The 22,653-nt window shown below is 63.0% G+C and carries 20 protein-coding genes and 1 other RNA gene; 13 read left to right on the forward strand and 8 right to left on the reverse strand.

What is annotated here, in order from left to right; translation table 11 throughout:
- Positions 1-13 precede the first annotated feature (13 nt).
- On the forward strand, positions 14-928 hold the full coding sequence (locus ABFY71_RS12505; RefSeq protein WP_347946331.1) for a sugar kinase: 915 nt from the start codon (positions 14-16) through the stop codon (positions 926-928).
- A 9-nt stretch (positions 929-937) separates the two neighbouring features.
- Here the strand turns inward: ABFY71_RS12505 and ABFY71_RS12510 are convergent, their stop codons facing one another.
- Genes ABFY71_RS12510 through ABFY71_RS12520 form a run of 3 tightly spaced genes read right to left on the reverse strand, consistent with a single transcriptional unit; the run spans position 938 to position 3,455 of the window.
- Complete coding sequence (locus ABFY71_RS12510) at positions 938-1,480, reverse strand: DUF924 family protein (RefSeq protein WP_347946333.1); 543 nt, start codon at positions 1,478-1,480, stop codon at positions 938-940.
- A gap of 8 nt (positions 1,481-1,488) precedes the next feature.
- Entirely contained in the window at positions 1,489-2,490 is a 1,002-nt protein-coding gene (locus tag ABFY71_RS12515; protein ID WP_347946334.1) for a zinc-binding alcohol dehydrogenase family protein, read from the reverse strand.
- Between the two features lie 41 nt (positions 2,491-2,531).
- Positions 2,532-3,455 (reverse strand): VOC family protein, encoded by a 924-nt coding sequence (locus ABFY71_RS12520; protein ID WP_347946335.1) that lies wholly within the window; start codon positions 3,453-3,455, stop codon positions 2,532-2,534.
- 179 nt (positions 3,456-3,634) lie between these two features.
- On the opposite strand from ABFY71_RS12520, the gene ABFY71_RS12525 reads away from it, so the two are divergent.
- Both ABFY71_RS12525 and ABFY71_RS12530 read left to right on the forward strand, forming a co-directional pair.
- Entirely contained in the window at positions 3,635-4,414 is a 780-nt protein-coding gene (locus ABFY71_RS12525; protein WP_305577462.1) for an SDR family oxidoreductase, read from the forward strand.
- A 169-nt stretch (positions 4,415-4,583) separates the two neighbouring features.
- Positions 4,584-6,506 (forward strand): methyl-accepting chemotaxis protein, encoded by a 1,923-nt coding sequence (locus ABFY71_RS12530; RefSeq protein WP_347946337.1) that lies wholly within the window; start codon positions 4,584-4,586, stop codon positions 6,504-6,506.
- A 198-nt stretch (positions 6,507-6,704) separates the two neighbouring features.
- Here the strand turns inward: ABFY71_RS12530 and ABFY71_RS12535 are convergent, their stop codons facing one another.
- Positions 6,705-8,510 carry an ABC transporter ATP-binding protein gene (locus ABFY71_RS12535; protein ID WP_347946338.1) on the reverse strand — a complete coding sequence of 602 codons (1,806 nt, stop codon included), beginning with the start codon at positions 8,508-8,510 and terminating at the stop codon, positions 6,705-6,707.
- 472 nt (positions 8,511-8,982) lie between these two features.
- Between ABFY71_RS12535 and ABFY71_RS12540 the strand changes: the two genes are divergently transcribed.
- The 3 genes from ABFY71_RS12540 to ABFY71_RS12550 all read left to right on the forward strand — a co-directional run bounded on the left by ABFY71_RS12540 (position 8,983) and on the right by ABFY71_RS12550 (position 12,957).
- Positions 8,983-10,215, forward strand: a complete 1,233-nt coding sequence (locus tag ABFY71_RS12540) for an aminopeptidase (RefSeq protein WP_305577469.1) — start codon at positions 8,983-8,985, stop codon at positions 10,213-10,215.
- Between the two features lie 149 nt (positions 10,216-10,364).
- Positions 10,365-11,198, forward strand: coding sequence for a sugar phosphate isomerase/epimerase family protein (locus ABFY71_RS12545; RefSeq protein ID WP_347946339.1), 834 nt, complete (start codon positions 10,365-10,367; stop codon positions 11,196-11,198).
- A 46-nt stretch (positions 11,199-11,244) separates the two neighbouring features.
- Complete coding sequence (locus ABFY71_RS12550; protein WP_347946341.1) at positions 11,245-12,957, forward strand: diguanylate cyclase domain-containing protein; 1,713 nt, start codon at positions 11,245-11,247, stop codon at positions 12,955-12,957.
- Here the strand turns inward: ABFY71_RS12550 and ABFY71_RS12555 are convergent.
- Both ABFY71_RS12555 and ABFY71_RS12560 read right to left on the reverse strand, forming a co-directional pair.
- Positions 12,954-14,333 carry an FAD-containing oxidoreductase gene (locus tag ABFY71_RS12555; RefSeq protein WP_347946342.1) on the reverse strand — a complete coding sequence of 460 codons (1,380 nt, stop codon included), beginning with the start codon at positions 14,331-14,333 and terminating at the stop codon, positions 12,954-12,956. The two genes, ABFY71_RS12550 and ABFY71_RS12555, sit on opposite strands and share 4 nt — an antisense overlap.
- 104 nt (positions 14,334-14,437) lie before the next feature.
- Complete coding sequence (locus ABFY71_RS12560) at positions 14,438-15,298, reverse strand: LOG family protein (protein ID WP_305577477.1); 861 nt, start codon at positions 15,296-15,298, stop codon at positions 14,438-14,440.
- A 128-nt stretch (positions 15,299-15,426) separates the two neighbouring features.
- Here ABFY71_RS12560 and ffs point away from each other — a divergent pair.
- From ffs to recR, 4 genes are all read left to right on the forward strand, one after another.
- An RNA gene (gene ffs, locus ABFY71_RS12565) (signal recognition particle sRNA small type) lies at positions 15,427-15,522 on the forward strand.
- A 61-nt stretch (positions 15,523-15,583) separates the two neighbouring features.
- Entirely contained in the window at positions 15,584-17,320 is a 1,737-nt protein-coding gene (locus tag ABFY71_RS12570; RefSeq protein WP_347946344.1) for a DNA polymerase III subunit gamma/tau, read from the forward strand.
- Complete coding sequence (locus ABFY71_RS12575; RefSeq protein WP_305577481.1) at positions 17,317-17,640, forward strand: YbaB/EbfC family nucleoid-associated protein; 324 nt, start codon at positions 17,317-17,319, stop codon at positions 17,638-17,640. Before ABFY71_RS12570 ends, ABFY71_RS12575 begins: the two co-directional genes overlap by 4 nt.
- 57 nt (positions 17,641-17,697) lie before the next feature.
- Positions 17,698-18,294 carry a recombination mediator RecR gene (gene recR / locus ABFY71_RS12580; RefSeq protein WP_347946345.1) on the forward strand — a complete coding sequence of 199 codons (597 nt, stop codon included), beginning with the start codon at positions 17,698-17,700 and terminating at the stop codon, positions 18,292-18,294.
- Between the two features lie 2 nt (positions 18,295-18,296).
- Here recR and ABFY71_RS12585 read toward each other — a convergent pair whose 3' ends face one another.
- Complete coding sequence (locus tag ABFY71_RS12585; RefSeq protein WP_347946346.1) at positions 18,297-19,724, reverse strand: DNA recombination protein RmuC; 1,428 nt, start codon at positions 19,722-19,724, stop codon at positions 18,297-18,299.
- Between the two features lie 137 nt (positions 19,725-19,861).
- Here ABFY71_RS12585 and def point away from each other — a divergent pair, with 137 nt between their 5' ends.
- From def to truA, 3 genes are read left to right on the forward strand one after another with little or no spacing between them, the layout of a single operon-like run.
- Positions 19,862-20,377 carry a peptide deformylase gene (def, locus tag ABFY71_RS12590; protein WP_347946347.1) on the forward strand — a complete coding sequence of 172 codons (516 nt, stop codon included), beginning with the start codon at positions 19,862-19,864 and terminating at the stop codon, positions 20,375-20,377.
- A gap of 46 nt (positions 20,378-20,423) precedes the next feature.
- The gene (gene fmt / locus ABFY71_RS12595; protein ID WP_347946348.1) at positions 20,424-21,344 is read left to right on the forward strand and encodes a methionyl-tRNA formyltransferase; all 921 of its coding nucleotides are present in this window, start codon (positions 20,424-20,426) and stop codon (positions 21,342-21,344) included.
- Positions 21,345-21,346: 2 nt separating this feature from the next.
- Positions 21,347-22,084, forward strand: coding sequence for a tRNA pseudouridine(38-40) synthase TruA (gene truA, locus ABFY71_RS12600; RefSeq protein ID WP_347946349.1), 738 nt, complete (start codon positions 21,347-21,349; stop codon positions 22,082-22,084).
- Here the strand turns inward: truA and ABFY71_RS12605 are convergent.
- The gene (locus ABFY71_RS12605) at positions 22,081-22,653 is read right to left on the reverse strand and encodes a hypothetical protein (RefSeq protein ID WP_305576568.1); all 573 of its coding nucleotides are present in this window, start codon (positions 22,651-22,653) and stop codon (positions 22,081-22,083) included. The two genes, truA and ABFY71_RS12605, sit on opposite strands and share 4 nt — an antisense overlap.

Raw genomic sequence — 22,653 nt, forward strand, 5'->3', positions numbered from 1 at the left:
GGAGGGCAAGGGCTTGGTACAGCATCGCTTCGTCAGCATCGGTGAATGCATGATCGAAATGAGTGGCGGCGAGGATCGCCAATATCGCCTGGGCTATGCCGGCGATACGCTCAATACCGCCTGGTATATGCGCGCCCTGCTCGGCGCTGACTGGTCTGTGGATTATTTCACCGCACTGGGCGCCGACAAATACTCCAGCGACATCAAGATGTTTCTGGAGGCCAACCAGATCGGCACCAGCCACATCCGCACCGTGCCGGACCGGCGCCCAGGCCTCTACATGATCCATCAGGCCGATGGCGACCGCCACTTCACCTATTGGCGCGACACCTCCGCCGCCAAGTTGCTGGCCGACGACAAGGACGTGCTGGCCAAGGCCGTTGAAGGCGCCAGCATGGTGTATTTCTCCGGTATTACCCTGGCCATTCTGGCGCCCCGCGCCCGGGGCCGGCTGCTCGGCGCCATCGTGCGTGCAAGGGACAATGGCGCAAAAATTGTCTTCGATACCAATCTGCGCCCGGCGCTATGGACCAGTCCGCGTGTCATGGCCAGTGTGCTGACCGCGGCCGCCAGCCTGTGCGACATCGTGCTGCCCACCCATGGCGACGAAGCGCCGCTGTTCGGCGACAAGAATGTCGACGAGACTGCCGACCGCTACCTGGAACTGGGCGTGGAAGAAGTCGTGGTCAAGGATGGCGCGGGCGACGCGCTAATCGCCACCGCCAATGAACGCGTCCGCGTTGCGCCGCAGCCGAGTGCCAATGTGATCGATGCGACCGGCGCCGGCGACAGTTTCAATGGCGCCTATCTCTCGGCGCGTCTGGCCGGCAGGTCGCTGCGGGAAGCCGCCGAAGCCGCCCACCGCGTGGCGCGCGTGGTCATCGGCCAAAAGGGCGCGCTGGTCGATCCGAAGCTGGTCTCGCTATAGCGCGCCCGCTCAGAACGCCCGATCGCCCTGGGCTTTCATATAGGCCAGTTCGTCCGGCGTACTGGTCCGCCCCAGCGCCGCATTGCGGAACGGAAAGCGGCCGAAGCGGGCGATGGTGTCGTGATGACCGGTCATGAATTTCTGCAGGTCCGGGTCAAACTGGCCGAAGAGCTTGACGCCCTCCTCCTGGATCAGCAGCGACTCGGCGTGCATGAAGGGCATGTAGACGAACATGCGCCGCTCGAGCTCCAGCGTCTGGTCGGCGCCGGCAGCGATGGCTTCCTGCGCCAGGGCCAGGGCCATCTTGTCCTGCGCAAAGGCGTCGGACGAACCACGGTGCAATTGACGGGAGAACTGGTCGAGCACGATGATCTCGGCCAGCCGGCCCTCGGCGGTTTCCCGCCATTGCCAGGCTTCGCCCAGCGCCACATGCCGATGGGTATCGGCAAAGCGCTGCGACAGAGCCGTATCGAATTCGGCTTTACCGTCAAACCAGTCGTCCTTGGAATGTTCGACAAACCAGAAGCTGATGACGTCGTGAGCGCTGCGCATGCGTCCTCCTAAAGGGTAATGATAGCCTTGATCAGCCCGGCGCGGTCATGGGCCCATTTCGGCAAATTGGCGGGAACATCATCAAAGCAGGTGGCGTGGGTGGCAAGCCGGTCAGTCGGTACGCTGCCATTGCGAATGCAGGCCATAACATGGTCAAAATCCTCGCGAGTCGCATTGCGCGAGGCGCGAATCGTGAGTTCGCGCCGGTGGATTTCCGGGTCCTCCCAGGCCAGTATACCCTTGACCACACCCACCAGCGTCAACGCGCCGCCATTGCGGCAATAGCTTACGGCCTGGTTCATCGCCGCAATGGCGCCGGTGGCGTCAAATACGGCGTCAAAACCGCTGCCCATTTTGGCTTTGAACGCGGCACCATCGCGCTCGTCCAGCGCCGCAGCGCCAAAACCAAAACGACGCGCCATCTCCAGCTTGTCGGCGGCGGCGTCAAGAATGGTCACCTCTGCGCCGGCAATGCGGGCAAAAAAGGCAACGCCCAGGCCGATCGGGCCACCGCCGACCACCAGAACCTGCCCACCGGGCTGCGGCGCCGTCCGACGCACGGCATGGGCGCCAATGGCGAGAAACTCCACCATGGCCGCGTCACGCAGGCTCAGGCCCTCGGCGCGATAGAGGTTGGCTTCGGGCATGATGATCTGCTCGGCCATGCCGCCATCGCCATGCACGCCGATCACCGTCAGCGTCTCGCAGCAATTGGTCTTGCCCTCGCGGCAGGCGGGACAGCTGTAGCAAGGCAGATATGGATTGATGACCACCGCATCGCCATCGGACAGCCCGGCTGCGCCGTTGGCATCGAGTACCACGCCGGACAGCTCATGGCCCATGATGCGTGGATATTGCAGGAAGGGGTGCTTGCCTTCAAAGATGTGATAATCGGTGCCGCAAATGCCGATATGGCGGATGCCGACCCGCACCCAGCCGGGCTTGAGCTCTGGTGCTGCAATATCGATCAGCGCCAGCTTACCCGGCGCGCCGCAAGAAATAGCCCGCATGAAATCCTCCCGATCACTGGGCGGAAGGACTAACATGTCAGTTACGGGCTGACTACAACACGAATGCGATTGCCAAACGGGTCCCGAGTCTCAAACCCGTTGTCCAGCGTGGCCATCGGGGCGTCCGCCTGTTCCAGCCGGTGCTTGACCTCTTCCAATGAGGCCGCGTCAGGCAGCGTGATGGTGAACCAGCGCAGACCGGCCGTGCCGGCGGCAGGCAGCGTCGCATTGGGGCCCGACCAGATGTTGAAGGCCAGGCTATGGGGCATATAGTCGAGCCCGACATCGCCCATGCCGAAGGAGTCGATCAGCAGAAAGCCGGCAAAGCCGATGACGTCGCGATAGAAATCCATGGCCTGGCGCAGATCATTGACATGCACATGCACGTGGCCGATGCGGGTGCCCCCTGGCATGGTCGTGGCCAGTTCCGGCTGCGGTCCCAGTTCAGCGAGCAGCCCCTGCATATCAATGGGGTCGCGGCCGGAATGGGGCTTGCCGTCTGTGGTCACGGCATAGGTCTCGCCCTTGTCCGGATCGCCCAGCGTGCCGCGCCAGGGTGTCTCGAAGGTGATTTCGATGCCATTGCCATCCAGATCCCACAGATAGATCGCTTCGGACACCAGATGATCGGTGGGGGAAATGGCAATATTGCGCTGCATGGCGCGGATGGCCATTTGCGCCAGATCGGCGCGCTTGGGCACATGAATGGCCACATGATAAAGTCCAATGCTGCGCGGCATCACCGGCGCCGTGGCGCCGGTTTCGAGCACGATCAGCGGCTTGCCGCCGGCGCCCAGGGTCAGCACCCCATCCTTGTCAGCGATCAGTTCGAGCCCGACCACATCCCGCCAGATGGCCAGCGCCTTGGTGCGGTCGGTGACGGCGAGGTGAACCGGGCCGAGCGTCGTGGTCAGCGGCAGCAGCGGGGCAGACTTCACATTGGTCTGAACGGATGTATCTATCATGGCACGCTCCTGGGTTGCTCGTTGGCTTGACCCTAGATAGGTCGCTCCGCCGCCAAAGAGCAGGGGCGAAACATCGAACAGTGCGGACACCACAGTGCAGGGAAAGCTCGCAGCGGCGGAACCATGCGGGCGGCCATGCGCTTGGTTAGAGAACGACTGGCAAGACAAGGGAGCCCAATATGCCATTCTCCGACAAGGTCGCACTGGTCACCGGCGCTGGATCAGGCATCGGCAAGGCCACGGCCCTGCTGCTGGCCAGGGGTGGCGCCCGCGTCGCCGTGCTCAGCCGCACCGATGACGAGATCGAGGCGACGCGGGACGAGATTATTGCCGCTGGTGGCGAGGCCATGGCGGTAGCCGCCGATATTGCCGATCCCGATGGCATGCGCGCGGCGGTCGACAGCATCATCGCCCGCTGGGGACGCCTGGATATCGTGGTGGCCAATGCCGGGATCAACGGGGTCTGGGCACCCATTGACGAGTTGCTGCCGGCGGAGTGGGACAAGACCATGACGATCAATCTGGGTGGCACCTATCTGACGCTGCACCTGACCGTGCCGCATCTGAAAAAAGCCGGCGGCGCGATCATCATCGTTTCATCGATCAACGGCAACCGCACCTTCACCTCTGCCGGGGCCACGGCCTATTCCGCGACCAAGGCGGCACAGGTGGCGATGGCCCAGCAATTGGCGCTGGAACTGGGACCACACCAGATCCGGGTCAACGCGGTGTGCCCGGGCGCCATCGACACCCAGATCGCCGACAATACCGACAAGCGCAATACCGCAGCGGCCGAAATCGAGGTCGCGTTTCCACAGGGCGATATCCCCCTGACCGGCGGCGAACCCGGCGAGAGCCGCGATGTCGCCGAGACCATCGCCTTCCTGGCGTCTGATGCGGCGCGGCACATCACCGGCGTGCCCATCTACGTTGACGGCGGCCAGTCGCTGCTGCGCTGAACGGGGCTATGTCCCCGGCCGGGCGCATCTGCGGCCAGTGCATAGGCCACATGCAAGCGGCGCGTTTTCGTTGATGGTTCGCTCAACCTTAAGCGATTCAGCCGATCCGTAGTGCCATGACTGGCAGCAGAACGCTGCGGTCAACACTCGGGCACCAGGTTGCATCGCCATGAACTTTAGAAATTTTCCTATTCTACAGAAATTCATTTTGACGGTCCTGCTGATGGGCATCGTCGCAACGGCCATTGCGGGCATCGCCTGGCGGGAGCTCGGTTCGCTCAGTGCCACGATGGACCGGGTGGGTGAAAAGGAAGTGGCGGCACGCGAAGCCATGGACCTGCGCATGGACGTGATCGCTATCAGCCGCATGACCTACCAGCTGGTGCTCAATCCTGCCGACGTCGCCGATTTCGTCAGCCAGGCCGATCGCCGCATGACCGAGATGAAGGCGCGCTTCCCCGTCATCGAGGCCGCGGCCGATGCGACCGAGCGCAGCCAGCTCGAGGCGGTCAAGCCGGTGATGGATTCCTATTTCGAAAAGATCAACGGCATGCTCACCGTGGCTGCGGCCCAGCCGTTCGATGCGGCGGCGCTTGATGCCGCCCTGGCGGACACCCTGGCTGCCCAGCTGGTGGTGACCGACACGATTAAGGTCTACAGCGCCTATTCGGGCGAACTGATGGCCGGCATGCGCGCCGATGCCGACGCCTCGGCCTTCACCGCCATGTTGACCCTGGCCATCTCGGCGGCCGTGGGTATCGCCATCGGCCTGACGGTCAGCATGCTGGTGGGTCGCCGCACCATCGTCAGCCCGGTGCGCAACCTGACGCAGACCATGAGCGAACTGGCCGATGGCAAGCTTGACGTGGAAATTGCCAATGCCGATGCCAAGGACGAAATCGGCGCCATGGCCCGCGCCGTCGAAGTGTTCCGCCAGAACGCCAAGCGCGTCGCCGCGCTCAGCGCCGAGGAGGCCGCCCACAACATGGCCATCGTCGAGCGTGCTGACATGATGGCCCTGCTGCAGGGCGAACTGGCCGCGGTGATGAAGGCCGCCAGCGCCGGCAATTTCGACAAGCGCGTGGCGACCGACTTCAGCGATGGCGAGCTGAACAGCCTTGCTGCCAGCGTCAATGGCCTGGTCGAAACCGTCGACCGCGGCCTGGCCGAGACCGGCACGGTGCTGTCGGCCATCGCCAATACCGATCTGACGCAGCGCGTCACCGGCGACTATCAGGGCGCCTTCGGCGCCCTCAAGAACAATACCAATGCCGTGGCCGAAAAGCTGGCCGACATCGTTGCCCAGCTGCAGGACACTTCGCGGTCGCTCAAGACCGCGACCAGCGAGATCCTGGCCGGCGCCAATGATCTGAGCGAGCGCACCACCAAGCAGGCCGCGACGATCGAGGAAACCTCGGCCGCCATGGAAACCCTGGCCGATACGGTGATGAAGAATGCCGAGCGCGCCCAGCAGGCCAATGGCAAGGCCAAGGAAGTCACCATATCGGCCGAGCAGAGCGGCGAAGTCATGGCCAAGGCCACCGGCGCGATGGAGCGCATCACCACATCCTCGTCCAAGATTTCCAATATCATCGGGCTGATCGACGACATCGCCTTCCAGACCAACCTGCTCGCGCTGAACGCGTCGGTGGAAGCCGCCCGCGCTGGTGATGCCGGCAAGGGCTTTGCCGTGGTGGCCGTGGAAGTGCGGCGTCTGGCGCAGTCGGCGGCTTCGGCCTCGGCCGACGTCAAGGTGCTGATCGAGCAGTCCGCCAATGAAGTGCGCGACGGCAGCCGCCTTGTTGCAGACGCCGCCGATCGCCTCAACGGCATGCTGGACGGCGTGCGTGCCAGCTCGACGCTGATGGACGGCATTTCGCGCGACAGCCAGGAACAGTCGACCGGCATTACCGAGGTCAGCATCGCCGTACGGCAGATGGACGAAATGACCCAGCACAATGCCGCCCTGGTTGAGGAAATGAACGCGGCGATCGAACAGACCGAGACGCAAGCCACCGAGCTCGACATGATTGTCGATATCTTCAAGGTCAGCGATGCGCGCAGCCGGCGCAGCGTGGCCCGGGCGGCCTAAACTGCACCTAAAGCCGCATTCGCAGTCGGCATCCCTCCCCCTTATGGGGAGGGAAAGCGAGATAGGACTTGGCTTGCTAAGTCCGCGATCGAGCCGGGTGGGGGTGCGGGAGCCCCGATAGCGTGGCCAAACCACCCCCACCCTTGACCCCTCCCCACAAGGGGGAGGGAGACGACTGGGCCTTCGGGAACTGCGGTATCAGGCCACCATGCCCTTGGTCAGTTCCAGCGCCTGCTGCTCAAACAGCCGGCGATATATCCCGCCCTTGAGCCCGACCAGTGCCCGGTGATCACCCTCTTCGATGATCCGGCCCTTGTCGAACACCAGCAGACGATCAAGCGCCCGCACGGTCGACAGCCGGTGCGCGATCACCAAGGTGGTGCGGCCCACCATCAGGCGCTCCATCGCCTCCTGGATCTGGGCCTCGCTTTCGCTGTCCAGACTCGAGGTGGCTTCGTCAAGGATCAGCACGCGGGCATCGGCCAGGAACGCCCGGGCGATGGCCACGCGCTGCCGTTCACCACCCGACAGTTTCACCCCGCGCTCGCCCACCATGGTCTGGTAGCCTTTGGGCAGGTTGGCGATGAAGTGGTGAGCATTGGCCTGGGTCGCCGCCAGCTCGATCTCGGCGCGCGTGGCGCCGGGGCGGGCATAGGCGATGTTCTCGGCCAGCGTCCGGTGGAACAGGATGGGCTCCTGCTGCACGATGGCGATCTGGCTCCGCAAGCTGGACTGCTGCACGTCAGCAATGTTCTGGCCATCAATGGTGATGGCGCCGTCATTGATGTCATAGAGCCGCTGGATCAGCTTGACGAAGGTCGTCTTGCCCGAGCCGGAACGCCCAACCAGGCCCACCCGCTCACCGGGCGCGATGCTGACCGAGAAATCGCGGTAGAGCGGCGTCGGGTGCGAACCATACTGGAAGGTCACCTTGTCAAAGGCGATGGCGCCGTCGCCAATGGCAATCGGCGGCGCATCGGGCTTGTCTTCAATGCCGTAATTCTGGCTATCGAGCGCCACCAGCTCCTCCATGTCGTTCACCGAACGCTGCAAATTGCGGATGTGCTGGCCCACATCGCGCAAATAGCCCTGCAGCACGAAGAACATGGTCAGCACGAAGGTGATGTCACCCGGCGTTGCCGCGCCCCGCTGCCACAACAGCAAGGCGGTGCCCAGGATGGCAGCCTGCATCAAGGCCATCATCAGGCCCTGCGCCCCGCCATTGAGCGTGCCGCGCTGCCACACCCGCCTGGTGCGGTGGCGCCATTTGCTGACCACCTGGCCAAGGATGGTCTCCTCGCGCGTTTCCGAGCCGAAGGCCTTGACCACCGCATTGCAGCTCACCGCATCGGCCAGTGCGCCGCCCATCCTGGTGTCCCAGGTATTGGCCAGCGAGCCGGCCGGCGCCACAAAGCTGATCGACAGCCAGGTGGTGATGCCGACATAGATCAGCGAGCCCAGCCCCACGACCAGACCCATCACTGGCCAGACGATGCCCAGGATCACCGTGGCGCCCACCAGCATGACCAGCGAGGGCAGCAAGGCCACCAGCAGCACGTCGTTGAGCAGGTCGATGGCGCCCGAGCCGCGGGTGATCTTGCGCACCGTCGAGCCGGCAAAGCTGTTGGCGTGCCAATCGGTCGAGAAGCGCTGCACCCGCTGGAAGGCATTGGCGATGACATCGTTCATGATCTTGAGCGTGAACCCGATCAGTGTGAAGAACACGAACTGGCGCAGGATGACCGAGCCGACATAGAGGCCTGTCATGGTGGCAAAGGCCGTCAGCGCCGGAATCCAGAACGCATCATCCTGGCCACTGCCCGAGGCAACGGCGTCGACCATGCGGCCGGCGAAAATCGGGCTGAAAGCCTCCGCCAGCGTTGCTGCGAGCACCAGCAGCGCAATGACGGCGGCACGGAGCGGTTGATTGGCCCAGTGGCGGAAGGTGAAGCCGAGCACATTGCGAAACGCATTGGCGCGGTTGTGACGTCTATTCTGGCTCATAGTGGCAGCCCGGTCCCGTTCTCCGGCGACCGGCCCTCAGCAGCAGGGGATGAAAGGCACAGTCGGAACGGGGGCAATGATCCCGTCAGATCAGTCGGACTGTGATGGGAAGAACCGCGGGCGGCAGGCCTGTACGGCGGGCCGCGGATAGCAGGGGCCTAGGCCCGGTTTCTGCCTGCGGGAAGCTCGATGAATGTCACTATCATACAACGCCTCCCTTGCTGGTGATCTGAAGCGGTGGCGATTTTGTAGCGAAACAGTTCACCCTTGCCAACGGGGTATTTCGCTACGGCGTCCCAGTGATGCGCGAAAGCCACAGGGCAAGCCAGGCGCCCGTCGCGTGCCGCCCGACCGGTCAAAGCGCCGCTGTCGCCAGCGCGTGGTGGCCCTGCCCTTCCAGAGGGTAGCGTCGTCCCCATTCCGGCGCTACCCTCCCGGCCAACCAGACTCAAAGCCAAGAGACATTGCCAAAATGACCATTGATCCCGTCAAGCTCGACAAACTCGCCCAGGTCGCCATCAAGGTCGGCCTGCAACTGGCCGAGGGCCAGGATCTGGTGATGACCGCGCCAATGACTGCCGCACCACTGGTGCGCCGCATCACCGAGCATGCCTACAAGGCCGGTGCCGGTGTGGTGACCACGATCTATTCCGACGAAGAAGCGACCCTGGCCCGCTACAAATACGCCAATGACCAGAGCTTCGACAAAGCCGCCGGCTGGCTCTATTCGGGCATGGCCGAGGCCTTCAAGGGCAATGCCGCCCGGCTGGCGATTGCCGGCGACAATCCGATGATGCTGTCCGGGCAGGACCCCGACAAGGTCAGCCGCGCCCAGCGCGCCAATTCGGCGGCCTACAAGCCGGCGCTGCAGCTGATCACCGGCTTTGATATCAACTGGAACATTGTCTCCTACCCCAGCGCCGCCTGGGCCAAGCTGGTGTTCCCCGATGACAGTGAAGAGGTCGCGGTGGGCAAGCTGGCCGATGCGATCTTCAAGGCCAGCCGCGTTGATGTCGACGATCCGATTGCCGCCTGGGCCGAGCACAATGCCAATCTCAAGGCACGCTGGAGCTGGCTGAATGGCAAGGCGTTCTCGGCGCTGAAATATACCGGTCCGGGAACCGATCTGACCGTTGGGCTGGCCGATGGCCACCGCTGGAAGGGCGGCGCCTCGGAGGCCAAGAACGGGATTACCTGCAATCCCAATATTCCGACCGAGGAAGTATTCACCACGCCGCACCGCTTGCGCGTCGACGGGCACGTCGCGGCGACCAAGCCGCTCAGCCACAACGGCACGCTGATCGAGGACATGCAGGCGCGCTTTGAGGGTGGCCGGCTGGTCGAGCTCAAGGCGTCCAAGGGACAGGACATCTTCAACAAGGTGCTCGACACCGACGAGGGTGGCCGCCACCTCGGCGAGGTGGCCCTGGTGCCACACTCCTCGCCGATTTCGGCTTCAGGCATCCTGTTCTTCAACACGCTCTATGACGAGAACGCCTCCTGCCATATCGCGCAGGGCCAGTGCTATTCGGATTGCTTTGAAGGCGGCAAGGATCTGACCCAGGCCGAGATCAACGCCCGGGGCGGCAACAGCTCCAATATCCATATCGACTGGATGATCGGCAGCGACAAGATCGACATTGACGGCGTCCATGCCGATGGCAGCGTCGAGCCGGTGATGCGCAAGGGCGAATGGGCTTACTAGTCGCCGCGATTGCCGTCCTGCAACCGGCCGAGGCCATTGGCCGGTTGCAGACCCATCATCACTTCAGCAACGTGACTGACTGAGCGATAATAGCGGTTGAATCCAGCGCCTTGGCATGGAAGTGTCCGCCGCAAATGGAGAATTTCCCTATGGCCCAAATCAGCCCTGACCGCATTGCGGTTTCGACCTGGTCGCTGCACCGCCTGCTCGGCATGACCTACCCGCACGACCTGACCACCACCGAAATCGGGCCGATGCAGGAGACCTATGGCGAGGGTGAGGAATCCCTGCTGGGCCTGCCCTCCGTGCTGGCCAATCATGGCTATCACCGGCTCGAGATCGTCTCGTTTCACCTGCGCAGCCGCGACCCGGTCTATCTGGGTGAACTGCGCGATCAGCTCAAAATTGCCGATGTCACCCTGCAGACGCTGCTGATCGATGCCGGCGATATCAGCCATCCCGAACATGGCGAACACGATCAGGCCTGGATTGCCAGCTGGATCGAAATCGCCAATGAACTTGGCGCCCAGAACGCCCGGATTATTGCCGGCAAACAGAAGCCTACGCGCGATGCACTGGATCGCTCGGTCAAGGCACTGACGGCACTGGCCGATGGCAATGCCGGCTCAGATGTGCGGCTGGTGACCGAGAACTGGTTCGACCTGTTGGCCGAGCCGGCGCATGTGCATTTCCTGCTCGACAAACTCGATGGCCGTATTGGTCTGCTGGCGGATTTCGGCAATTGGAGCGGGCCCGAGAAATACGCCGATCTCAAATCGATCTTCAATCGGGCCGAATTGTGCCACGCCAAGGCGAGTTTCATCGATGGCGACCTTGATGAGGCCGATTATGGCCAGTGCATCGCGCTGGCCGAAGCGGCGGGTTACAAGGGCCCCTACACGCTGATCTTTGACAGCGAGATCCCCAGTGAATGGCACGGCCTGGCCACGGAGCGCGATTTCATCACATCGCGTGAATTGTGAGACAAAATTAGCTAGATATTTAACAGGTCCGTTCCACACTGAACGGATGCCAGTTCGCCCCAATACCGCCGTTCTGCCCCTGCACCGCTTTTCGCAGATCAATTCGATGCTGATCCGCATTGTGGATTGCGCGGCAGTGGGCATGGTGGTTTGCGACATGGCGGGCTCGCTGGTCTACGCCAATCAGGCATTTCACGACATCCTCGGGCATGGTGCCGAAGTGCCATCGGGCATTCTCGACCTGGTGCATGCCGAGGACGAGAGCGCCGGCAGGCAGCATTTGCAGCGCCTGATGCGCGGCGAAGCCGATGAGTACCGGGGCGAGCACCGGTTTCGTCACGGCGATGGCAGCCCGCTCTGGGTGGCGGTTGCGGCCTCGGTATTGCGCGACGAGCAACCCGATGGGGCCCACTACCTGATTGTCCAGGTGGCCAGTATTGATCGGCAGAAAAAGGCCGAGGAGGCGCTGGCCTATTCGGAAAGCCGCTGGAACTTTGCGCTGGAAGGCGCGGGCCAGGGCGTCTGGGACCATGATATTCGCACGGACACCATGTTCTATTCGCGTATGTGGCGCATCATGCGCGGCATTCCGCCGGATGAGGATGTGGATGGTGACCAGCAGAAATGGCTGCAACGGATCCACCCCGATGATCTGCAGCATGTGCTCGACAACGTCGAGAAGCAGGATCGGGGCGACGAGGATTTTGACGCCCTGGAGTATCGCGAGCGCAAGCGCGATGGCAGTTATGTGTGGATTCTCAGCCGCGGCAAGCCGGTGGAGTGGGACGCCGACGGCAAGCCCGTCCGCACCCTGGGTACCGATACCGATGTGACCCGCCTCAAGACCGTCGAGACGGAACTGGCCGCCGAAAAAGAACGGCTGCGCGTGACGCTGGAAGCCATTGCCGACGGCATGGTTTCAACAGACACCGAGGGCAATGTCGTTTTCATGAACCCGGCCGCCGAAGCACTGACCGGATACACGAGCGCGCAGGCCCTGGGCCGACCGGTCGACGCGGTGTTCACCGTATTTGCAGGAGAAACCGGCACGCCGCAACAGTGCCCGGTGGCGCAGTGTCTCAAGAGCGCCCAGGTGGTCAGCATCGATGATGACATGATCCTGATCGGCCCCAGCGGGATCAAACGGGAGATCCGCTGCAAGGCCTCGCCCCTGTTGATGGCTGGCGATGTGCTGACTGGCGCAGTGCTGGTGTTCCAGGACGTGACGCAGAGCCGGCAGATGCAGCGGGAACTGGCCCACGCTGCCAATCATGACGACCTGACCGGCTTGCCCAACCGCGCCGCCTTTGATCGCTTACTCAACAAGGCGATCACGACGGCGGCGAACGGGGATGGCCACTGTCTGGTTTATATTGACCTTGATCACTTCAAGCCGGTCAACGATACGGCAGGACATGCGGCCGGGGACAGGTTGTTGCAGCAGGTTGCGCAAACCATCCGTGACAGTTGCCGCAGCCAGGACATGGCCGCCCGGATCGGTGGCGATGAGTTTGCCGTGTTGCTGCTGGACTGCCCGGCAGCGGCCGGCAAGGTGATCGCCGACAAGATCATCCGCGCAGTTGGAGCGCTACAGTTCGATTGGGCTGGTAGCACCTACCAGATCGGCGCCAGCGCTGGGGTTACCACCATTACGGCCACGCCCGCCTCCCCGCTGGGGTTCATGGGGGAAGCCGATGCGGCGTGCTACGCCGCCAAGGCGAGAGGCCGCAGCACGGTGGTGCTGTTCTCGGATATCTAGTTCAGCGGCTCGAGGTCGGCCAACAGGGTCGGAAGGAGCTCGCTCACGGTGGGATGGATGTGCACCGTCTCCATCATGGTAGTATAAGAGGTCCCTGCTGCCATCAATTGCAGCAAGGACTGCACCACCTCGTCGCCGCCAATGCCCAGAATGGCCGCACCAAGGATCTTCCTGGTTTCGGCATCCACCAGCACCTTCATCATGCCCTGGGTTTCCCCGCGCTCCCTGGCGCGCGCGACCTGCGTCATGGGGCGCGTAGCCAGCAGCGCCTTGCGGCCTGATTGGCGCACCTCGGCCTCGCTCATGCCGATGCGCCCAAGCGGCGGATCGATGAACAGGCCATAGACGGGAATGCGGTTGGCCACCGAGCGGCTGCCGCCATCAATCACATTGTCGGCGACAATCTCATATTCGTTATAGCTGGTGTGGGTGAAGGCGCCACGGCCATTGACGTCGCCCATGGCCCAGATACCGGGTACGTTGGTGCGCAAATGCTCGTCGGTGACGATGTAACCGCGCTCGTCAACCGCAACACCCGCAGCTGCCAGATTGAGTGCCCCGGTATTGGGGGTGCGGCCCAGAGCGAGCAGCAGGTGGCTGCCTTCCACCGAGGCGCGGCGCGAGCCGGTCTTGAGCGACAGCAAGATACCGCCGCCGGCCCTCGCCACTGATTCCACCTTGGTGTTGAACAGAAAGGTGACGCCTTCGGCCTCAAGAATCTTGCGGATCCAGCCCGAAATATCCTGGTCCTCCCGCGCGGCAGGGCGGTCGCCGCGCTCGATCACCGTCACCTTGGCCCCAAAGCGCGTGTACATCTGCGCAAATTCGAGCCCGATATAGCTGGCGCCGACGATGACCAGATGGCTGGGCAAACTATCGAGGTCCATGATCGAACTGTTGGTGAGGTAGGGCACGGTGCTCAGCCCTGGCCAATCGGGCACATTGGCCGTAGCGCCGGTATTGATGAAGATCTGCGGTGCCGTGATGGTTCGGCTACCGATTTTGACCACTGTGGGTGAAACGAAGCTGGCTTCGCTCCGAATATGGTCCAGCGTTTCGATGCCACCGATCCACTCGGTCAGACTCTGTACCGATGCGCCAACCACCGCATCCTTGCGCGCCTTGACGGCCTTCATGTCGACTCTGACCGGGCCCTTGAATGAAACGCCAAAGTCGCCCGCGTGACGGGCCATCCAGGCAGCACGCGCGCTGGCCACCAGAGTCTTGGTGGGGGTGCAGCCATCATTGACGCAGGTGCCCCCGAGATGATTGCGCTCGACCAGCGCGACGGACTTGTTTGTGGCGGCGAGGCGGGCGGCCAGAAACGGCCCAGCCTGGCCGGCCCCGATGACGATGGCATCAAACTGGTCTGACATACTGGCTCTCCCGGCTATCGCTCCAGCTTAGGCCCGCAGCGCCGCCCGGGCCAGTGCGTTCAGGCGACAGCGCACCCGATATTGGACAGATGCGACGGGCGGAATCAGTCGCCGCGCAGGACCTCGTCAATCTCGGGCAAATTGTAGAACTTGCGCACCACATCCCAGCCCTGATCAGCGCTGTCCACAATATTGAACAGCTCCAGGTCGCCCGGTGAAATGGTCCCCATTTCGGCCAGGGCTTCGAGATTGAGCACCTTGCCCCAGAATTCCTTGCCGAACAGCAGCAGTGGCACACGATCCATGCGGCCGGTCTGGATCAAGGTGAGAGTCTCGAAAAACTCGTCCAGCGTGCCAAAGCCCCCGGGGAATACGGCCACCACCTTGGCGCGAATCAGGAAGTGGATCTTGCGGGTCGCGAAATAATGGAAGTTGAAGCTCAGTGCGGGCGTCACATACACATTAGGCGCCTGCTCATGCGGCAACACGATGTTGAAGCCGATGGAGGGGGCGCCGACGTCGGTGGCGCCGCGATTGCCTGCTTCCATCACGCCGGGGCCGCCGCCGGTAACCACCACAAATTCACTGTTGTCGTGCATCTTGGCCATGCTTGAGGCCAGCTGCGCAAAGCGACGGGCTTCATCATAATAGCGTGAAGCGGCCTCAAGATTTTTGCGCTGAGTATCATTCTTGGCGGCCCAGGCATCCTTGCCGGGCTCGGGAATACGCGCGCCGCCAAACAGGACCACGGTGGAATTGATGCCGCGCTCGCGCAGGGTAAATTCGGGCTTGAGATACTCAAGCTGGAAGCGAATGCCGCGCGTATCGTCCGATGTCAGAAATTCATCGTCGGCAAAGGCCAGACGATAGGCCGATGATTCAGTCTGTGGCGTTCTGGGCACAAGCCTGGCTGATGCGATGTCCTGTTTGGACGTCCGCAGTGAAGTTGGGCGGCGCTTGGCCATGAATGCGATCTCCTGTGCTGCCGCCTCGTCTAGCCGATGAGGAGAATGACCGCAACGCGAGCCGCACGACTGGCACCGTTTGTGCCGGGGCCCTTGCCATCGGCGGAATTAGTTCGCATATAGCGGCCGGGAGGTTGGCGCGGACGTGTTCCTCGCCAACCGGGTCAGGTCCGGAAGGAAGCAGCCCCAACGAGACCTGCACGGGTCGTTGCCAGCCTCCTACTTGCCTCTATGATGGTCGTATGACCGCAGGCAGATTCCCGAACCTTGACCTTGAGGGGCACGATGGCTGACGCTATGACCTCGCCCTATCTCGTTCTCGCCCGCAAATACCGGCCGGCTGACTTCACCACGCTGGTTGGCCAGGATGCGATGGTGCAGACGCTGGGCAATGCGTTCACGCAGAACCGCATCCACCATGCCTTCATTCTGACGGGTGTGCGCGGGGTGGGCAAAACCACGACGGCGCGCATTCTGGCCCGGGCCTTCAATTATGAAGATGCCAGTGGCCCGCATCCCACGCTCGATCTGAGCGTCGAGGGCGAGCACTGCCGCGCCATCATTGAGGGCCGCCATGTCGACGTGATCGAGATGGACGCTGCCTCCAATACCGGTATTGGCGACATTCGCGAAATCATCGACTCGGTCAAATACGCGCCGTCCTCGGCGCCCTACAAGGTCTATGTGATCGACGAGGTGCACATGCTCTCCACGGCGGCCTTCAACGGGCTGCTCAAGACGCTGGAAGAGCCGCCGCCCTATGTGAAGTTCATCTTTGCGACCACCGAGATCCGCAAGGTGCCGGTGACGATTCTGAGCCGCTGCATGCGGTTTGATCTGCGCCGCATCACATCCGAAATCATGACGGCCTATCTCGAATCGATCCTGGGTCAGGAGGGCATCGGCTTCGAGCCCGAGGCCCTGGCGATGATCGTGCGCGCCGGCGAAGGCTCGGCCCGCGACAATCTCAGCCTGCTCGATCAGGCCATTGCTCATGGCAATGGCACGGTCACCGCTGCGACGGTCAAGGCCATGCTGGGCCTGGGCGACCGGGCGCGGATCATCGATCTGTTTGAAGAGCTGATGGGTGGGCAGATTGGTGCCGCTGTCGAAACCATGCGCGCGCTCTATGACATGGGCGCTGACCCGCAGACTCTGGTCGCCGATCTGGCCGATTTCACCCATCTGGTCACCCGCATCAAGGTGGTGCCGGCAGCCGCCGAGGATGTGTCCCTGACGCCCGATGAGCGCAAGCGTGGCGCCGAGCTGGCGGGGAAACTGCCGATGCGGGCCCTGACCCGGGCCTGGCAGATCCTGTTCAAGGGCTATGACGAGGTAGCGCGGGCCAATAATGGCCTGCAGGCCGCCGAAATGGTGCTGATCCGGCTGGCCTATGCCGCCGACCTGCCCAGCCCCGACGATCTGATCGCCAAGCTGGCCAACCAGCCGGCGCAGTCGCCGGGCCCGCAGACGATGATGCCCATGCCGCGAGGCCCGTCAGGCGGTTCTTCGGCCATGCGGATTGAGCAGCCGCGTCCCGTCGACACCGAAGCCATATCGAGCCAGCCGGTCGTGCCGCAGGCGCAGATCCAGCCCGCGCTGGCGAGTGTGGGGAGCTACAAGGAGCTGATTGCGCTGGCCCAGGCCAAGCGCGATGTGCTGGTCAAGCTGGCGCTGGAAGGCTCGATGCGGCCGGTTTCGTTTGAACAGGGCCGCATTGAAGTGGCGCTGCTGGACGGCACCGATCCCGGCATTATCGCGACCCTGTCGGCGCGGCTGCAGGCCTGGACCGGCGAGCGCTGGCTGATCATGGTATCGAGCAAGCCCCCCGAGGGGCTGACCGTGCGGCAGCAGACCGAGCAGCGTAAGCAGGCCGACCATGCTGCGGCGCATGAAGATCCACTGGTGAAAGCCATTCTTGAGACATTTCCCGGGGCAAGGGTCGTCAACGTCAAGGTGCGCGACGACGCTGCCATTGTTGACGATGCCCCGCCACCCCCACCCGAAGAGGACGACGAATGAAAGACATCATGGGAATGATGAAGGCCGCCGGCGAAATGAAGGGCAAGATGGAGGCCATGCAGGCCGAGCTTGCCGCGCTGGTGGTCGAAGGCCGCTCCGGCGGCGGCATGGTCACCGTGTCACTGAGCGGCAAGGGCGACATGAGGGGGGTCAAGATCGACCCCTCAATGTTCAAGGAAGACGATGTCGAGGTGCTTGAGGACCTCATCATCGCCGCCCATGCCGACGCAAAGGCCAAGAGCGAAGCGGCCATGCAGGAGCGCATGAAGGAAGTCACGGCCGGGCTGCCGATCCCGCCCGGCATGAACCTGCCGTTCTGAAGGTGCCTCTCTTGTTAACATTCTGCTAATCCATTTGACCACGAGCTAGCGCCCCAAATGGCCAATGGCGGACCCGAGATTGAGCAACTGATCCAGCTGCTGGCACGCCTGCCAGGGCTTGGTCCCCGTTCGGCTCGCCGTGCGGTACTGCAGTTGATCAAGAAAAAAGAGCAGCTGATGATCCCGCTCTCGGCGGCGCTGGATCGCGCGGTGGTGGCGGTGCGCAGCTGCGAAGTGTGCGGCAATGTCGATACCATCAGCCCCTGCACCATCTGTTCTGACCCGCGGCGCGGCGAGAGCGGCATGCTGATCGTGGTGGAAGACGTAGCCGATCTATGGGCGCTGGAACGCGCCGGGGTCGGCGCCGTGCGCTATCACGTGCTGGGCGGCGTACTGTCTCCGCTTGATGGCGTGGGCCCCCAAGACATTTCCATCAATGAACTCATCGCCCGGGCGCCCGAATTCAGTGAAATCGTGCTGGCGGTCAATGCCACCGTCGAAGGGCAGACCACCGCCCATTACATCACCGATCGACTGGCCGGCTCCGATATCAAGGTCACCCGTCTGGCCCATGGCGTGCCGGTGGGTGGCGAGCTGGATTATCTTGATGAGGGTACATTGAGCCAGGCGCTCAAGGCGCGCACGCTGATCTAGCCTCAGGCCAGATCGCCTGGGTCATCCACCACCAGGCGCAAGGTGGGTTCAACGTCGTCTTGCTTGACGTCGCCACTATCCCAGCTCGGTGGAATGACCTGACTGGATTTGGCGCCAAGTTCGCGCAGCATTTCCACCTGCCGCACCACATTGCCCTTGCCCGATGACAGCTGCCCGCGCGCCGCATCAAAGCTGGAGCGCGCCTTGTCGAGATGGCCGTCGAGCTTGTCCATGCTGCCCAGAAAACCGACGACCTTGTCGTAGAGCGCGCCGGCGCGGCTGGCGATTTCCTCAGCATTGCGGTGGCGCTTCTCGACATCCCAGATGTTGCGCACCGTACGCAGCACGGTCATCAGCGTGGTGGGCGTGGTCAGCATGACGCCCTGGCTCATGCCATATTCGACCAGCTTGGCATCGGCCTGGATGGCGGTGGCCAGCGCCGATTCAATGGGTACGAACATCATCACATAATCGAGGCTGCTGCGGGCATGACGCTGATAGGTCTTGTCGCCCAGCGTCTTGATGTGGCTGCGGATCGAGACGATGTGTGCCTGCAGGAACTGGCCCTTGGCCTCATCCTCGCAATTGACATAGGCCTCAAAGGCGGTGAGCGAGACCTTGGAGTCGATGACCAGCCGGTCATTATTGGGCATCAGCACCTCGACGTCGGTGCGCACGCGGCTGCCGTCCTCGGCAGTGTGGCTGGTCTGGGTGATGAATTCCTCGCCTTCGCGCAGGCCGGAGCGTTCCAGAATGGTGGAGAGGATCATTTCCCCCCACGAGCCCTGCGTCTGGGAATTGCCCTTGAGGGCACGGGTGAGGTTCTGCGCCTCGGTGGTGATCTGGAGATTGCTGGCCGCCAAAGCGCGGATCTGTTCGCCCATGGTGGCCCGGTCGCGCAGCAATTCGCCCTGAAACTCGACGATCTTCTCGTTGAGCGGCTTGAGCAGCACGTCGACCTGCTCGCGGTTCTGCTTGGAGAAGGTCTCGCTATGGCTTTTGAGCACGTCGCCGGCGATGGACTTGAACTCGTCGGTCATGTGCTGGCGCGCTTCAAGGAAGCGCTTGAGGTTCTCTTCGGACTGCTTGGCCTGCTCGGCCATGCTGGCGCGCAGGCCCGAATTATCGGCGCGCAGAGAGGCGGCCTTTTCGCGTTCGATATCGAGCAGTTCCTCGCCGCGTTCGCGCTCCTGGGCCAACTGGTGGTCAAGCTCGTGGATGCGGCTGTCGCGTTCGCCAATCTGGACCAGAAAATTGGCGCGCAACTGCTCGGTCGCCTGCTGGGCAGCGGCTTCGGCCCGCGCCGCGCTGGCCCGCATGGCGGCGATCATCACGGCGCCAACCAGCAGCACGAGCAGCAGCCCGCCCAGGATTGCCGCCATTGCGGAGGTAACCGGCCAGTCGCCGAGCATAAAAATCACTGTGTCCATCAGGCGAGTCTAGCCGATTCGAGCCGTTCCTCTAATGTTCTATGGGTGATCAGCGCAGTTAGGGGCCACAAGAGTTGACCTTACGCGCGAAAATACCATATCGAGAGGCACATCCCTTAATTGCCGGACCAACACCCATGGCTATCCGCCCCATTCTTGTCATTCCCGATGCGCGCCTGCGGGCCGTCACTGATCCGATCGCCGAGATCGATGATGAGATCAAGGCGCTGGCCAGCGACATGCTGGAAACCATGTATGATGCGCCGGGCATTGGCCTGGCCGCACCCCAGATTGGCGTGATGAAGCGTATTGTGGTGATGGATCTGGCCGGCGAAGACGAAACGCCCGAGCCATTGGTCATGATCAATCCCGAGATCACCCATTTCGGCGAGCAGATTCAGGTGACCGAAGAGGGCTGCCTGTCGATCCCCGAGCTTTACTACGAGGTCGAGCGCCCCAATGATGTGGTGGTGAAATACACCGACCTTGAGGGCAAGGAAGTCACCAGGGAAGCCGAAGGCAGGTTTGCCGTCTGCATCCAGCACGAACTCGATCACCTCGATGGCGTGCTCTATATCGATTATCTCAGCCGCCTCAAGCGCGACCGGGTGATCAAGAAGTTCGACAAGGCCGCCAAGCGCGCCGTCGGCTAGAATGTCGCCTGCCCCGCCGGGCGGGCAAACACGAAAGTTCCGCCCAATGCGCGTCGTCTTCATGGGTACGCCCGAATTTTCCGTGCCCACGCTGACCGAGATCGTATCGGGCGGGCACGAGGTTGTGGCGGTCTATACCAGGGCGCCCAAGCCAGCCGGCCGGGGGCAGGAAGAGCGCAAGTCGCCGGTGCATCTGGCGGCTGAGGCTTTTGGCCTTCCGGTATTCACACCCCGCTCGCTCAAGGGCGAGGCCGAGCAAATCATCTTTGCCAGCCATGACGCCGATGTCGCCATCGTCGTGGCCTATGGCCTGCTGCTGCCCAAACCCATTCTGGAGGCGCCACGCCTGGGATGCCTGAACCTGCATGGATCGCTGCTGCCGCGCTGGCGCGGCGCGGCGCCAATTCAGCGCGCGATCATGGCCGGCGACCGCCAGACCGGCATTCAGGTGATGCAGATGGAAGAAGGGCTCGACACCGGGCCGATCGGGCTGGGCGAGGTCATTGCCATTTCCCCCGACATGACAGCGGGCGAACTGCACGACACCATGATGGTTGTGGGTGCCGATCTGATGGGCCGGGCCTTTGCCGCGCTGGAGCGCGACAGCCTGCAATTCACCCCGCAAGCCGAAGACGGCGCGCTCTACGCCAAAAAGATCGAGAAGGCCGAAACCCGGATCGACTGGTCGCGCCCGGCGGCCGAAGTGCACAATCACATTCGCGGGCTGTCGCCCTTCCCCGGCGCCTGGTTTGAAATCGAGCTCGGCGGCAAGCTGGTGCGGGTCAAGGCCCTGCGCTCGACGCTCGGCCAGGGCACGGGCGCACCCGGCGAACTGCTGGGCGATCTGACCATCGCCTGTGGCGAGGGCGCGGTGCGGCTCACCCAGGTGCAGCGCGAGGGCAAGGGCGCCATGGATGCCGCTACGTTCCTGCGTGGCGCCGGAACCCTGCCGGCAATTGTGCACTAGACATGCCGCGCTTCAAGCTCACCATCGAATATGACGGCACACCGTTTTCCGGCTGGCAGCGACAGAAGACGCGGCCGAGCGTGCAGCAGACGCTGGAAGGCGCCATCGAACAGATGACCGGCGAGACGGTGACGCTGCAGGCTGCCGGCCGCACCGATGCCGGGGTACATGCGCTGGGCCAGGTGGCGCATGTCGATCTGACACGGGACTGGGACCCGTTCCAGGTGCGGGAGGGTCTCAATCATCTGATGCGGCCCAAACCAGTGGGAATTGTTGCCGCCGAACTGGTAGCCGACACGTTCGAAGCGCGGTTTTCGGCGACGGCGCGCCACTATGAATATCGTATCCTCAATCGCCGCACGCCGGCCATCCTTGAGCGCAACCAGGTCTGGCATGTGTACAAGCCGCTCGATGCCGAGATCATGGACGAGGCCGCCAGCCTGATTCTGGGGCACCATGACTTCACCACCTTCCGCTCCACGGAGTGCCAGTCCAATTCGCCGATGAAGACGCTGGACGTGTTGACGGTGCGGCGCGAGCACGACCACATCGTGGTCAATGCCAGCGCCCGCAGCTTTCTGCACCATCAGGTGCGCTCGATGGTGGGGTGCCTCAAGCTGGTGGGGGAAGGCAAATGGACGCCCGCCGACTTCCGCGCCGCGCTCGACGCCAGAAACCGTAGCCATTGCCGCGCCATGGCCCCTTCAGATGGGCTCTACCTGACGCGGGTCGACTACTAGCTGACGGCCGGCATGAACATGCCCGGCGCGATCATGGCGATAATCAGCCCCATGGCGACGGCCTGAATGACCAGCTTGGCGACGATGAAGATCACGGTCTGCAAGGGCGCCAAGGTGACGATCAGCCGCGCAATATTGACCTCGACCACAAGAGCCGCGACGCCAACGGCAATGGTGGCGAACTGGCCGACGCCGACCATCAGCAGCACGAGAGTGATCAGCGACGCGAACAAATTGATCCAGTTGAACGCCACAATATAGGGCACAAAGCCATCGAGCCGGGCGAACTGCCGCAGCACGATCCAGGCGGCGCCAGCCTGCAGCACATAGAGCATGGCACTCAGCAGCAGGCCGGTGGAGGCCGCGCCGGTTTCAGCCGAAAATCCCAGCAATTTCGGGCCATAGGCCGATATGGCACCGGCAATCAGAAAGGCGATAAAGCTGCTGACCAGACCACGTTGACTGAAGTCAAAATGGGTCGGCGCCTTGCGGTCGCCGGTCAACAGGGCAAAGCTGCCTTGCGCCGCGGCAATCAGTTCATCGAAGAATGTCGGGGTCGGCTGGGCCAA

Origin of the sequence: Devosia alba (genome assembly GCF_039938915.1) — a bacterium.
GTDB classification, from domain to species: domain Bacteria; phylum Pseudomonadota; class Alphaproteobacteria; order Rhizobiales; family Devosiaceae; genus Devosia; species Devosia alba.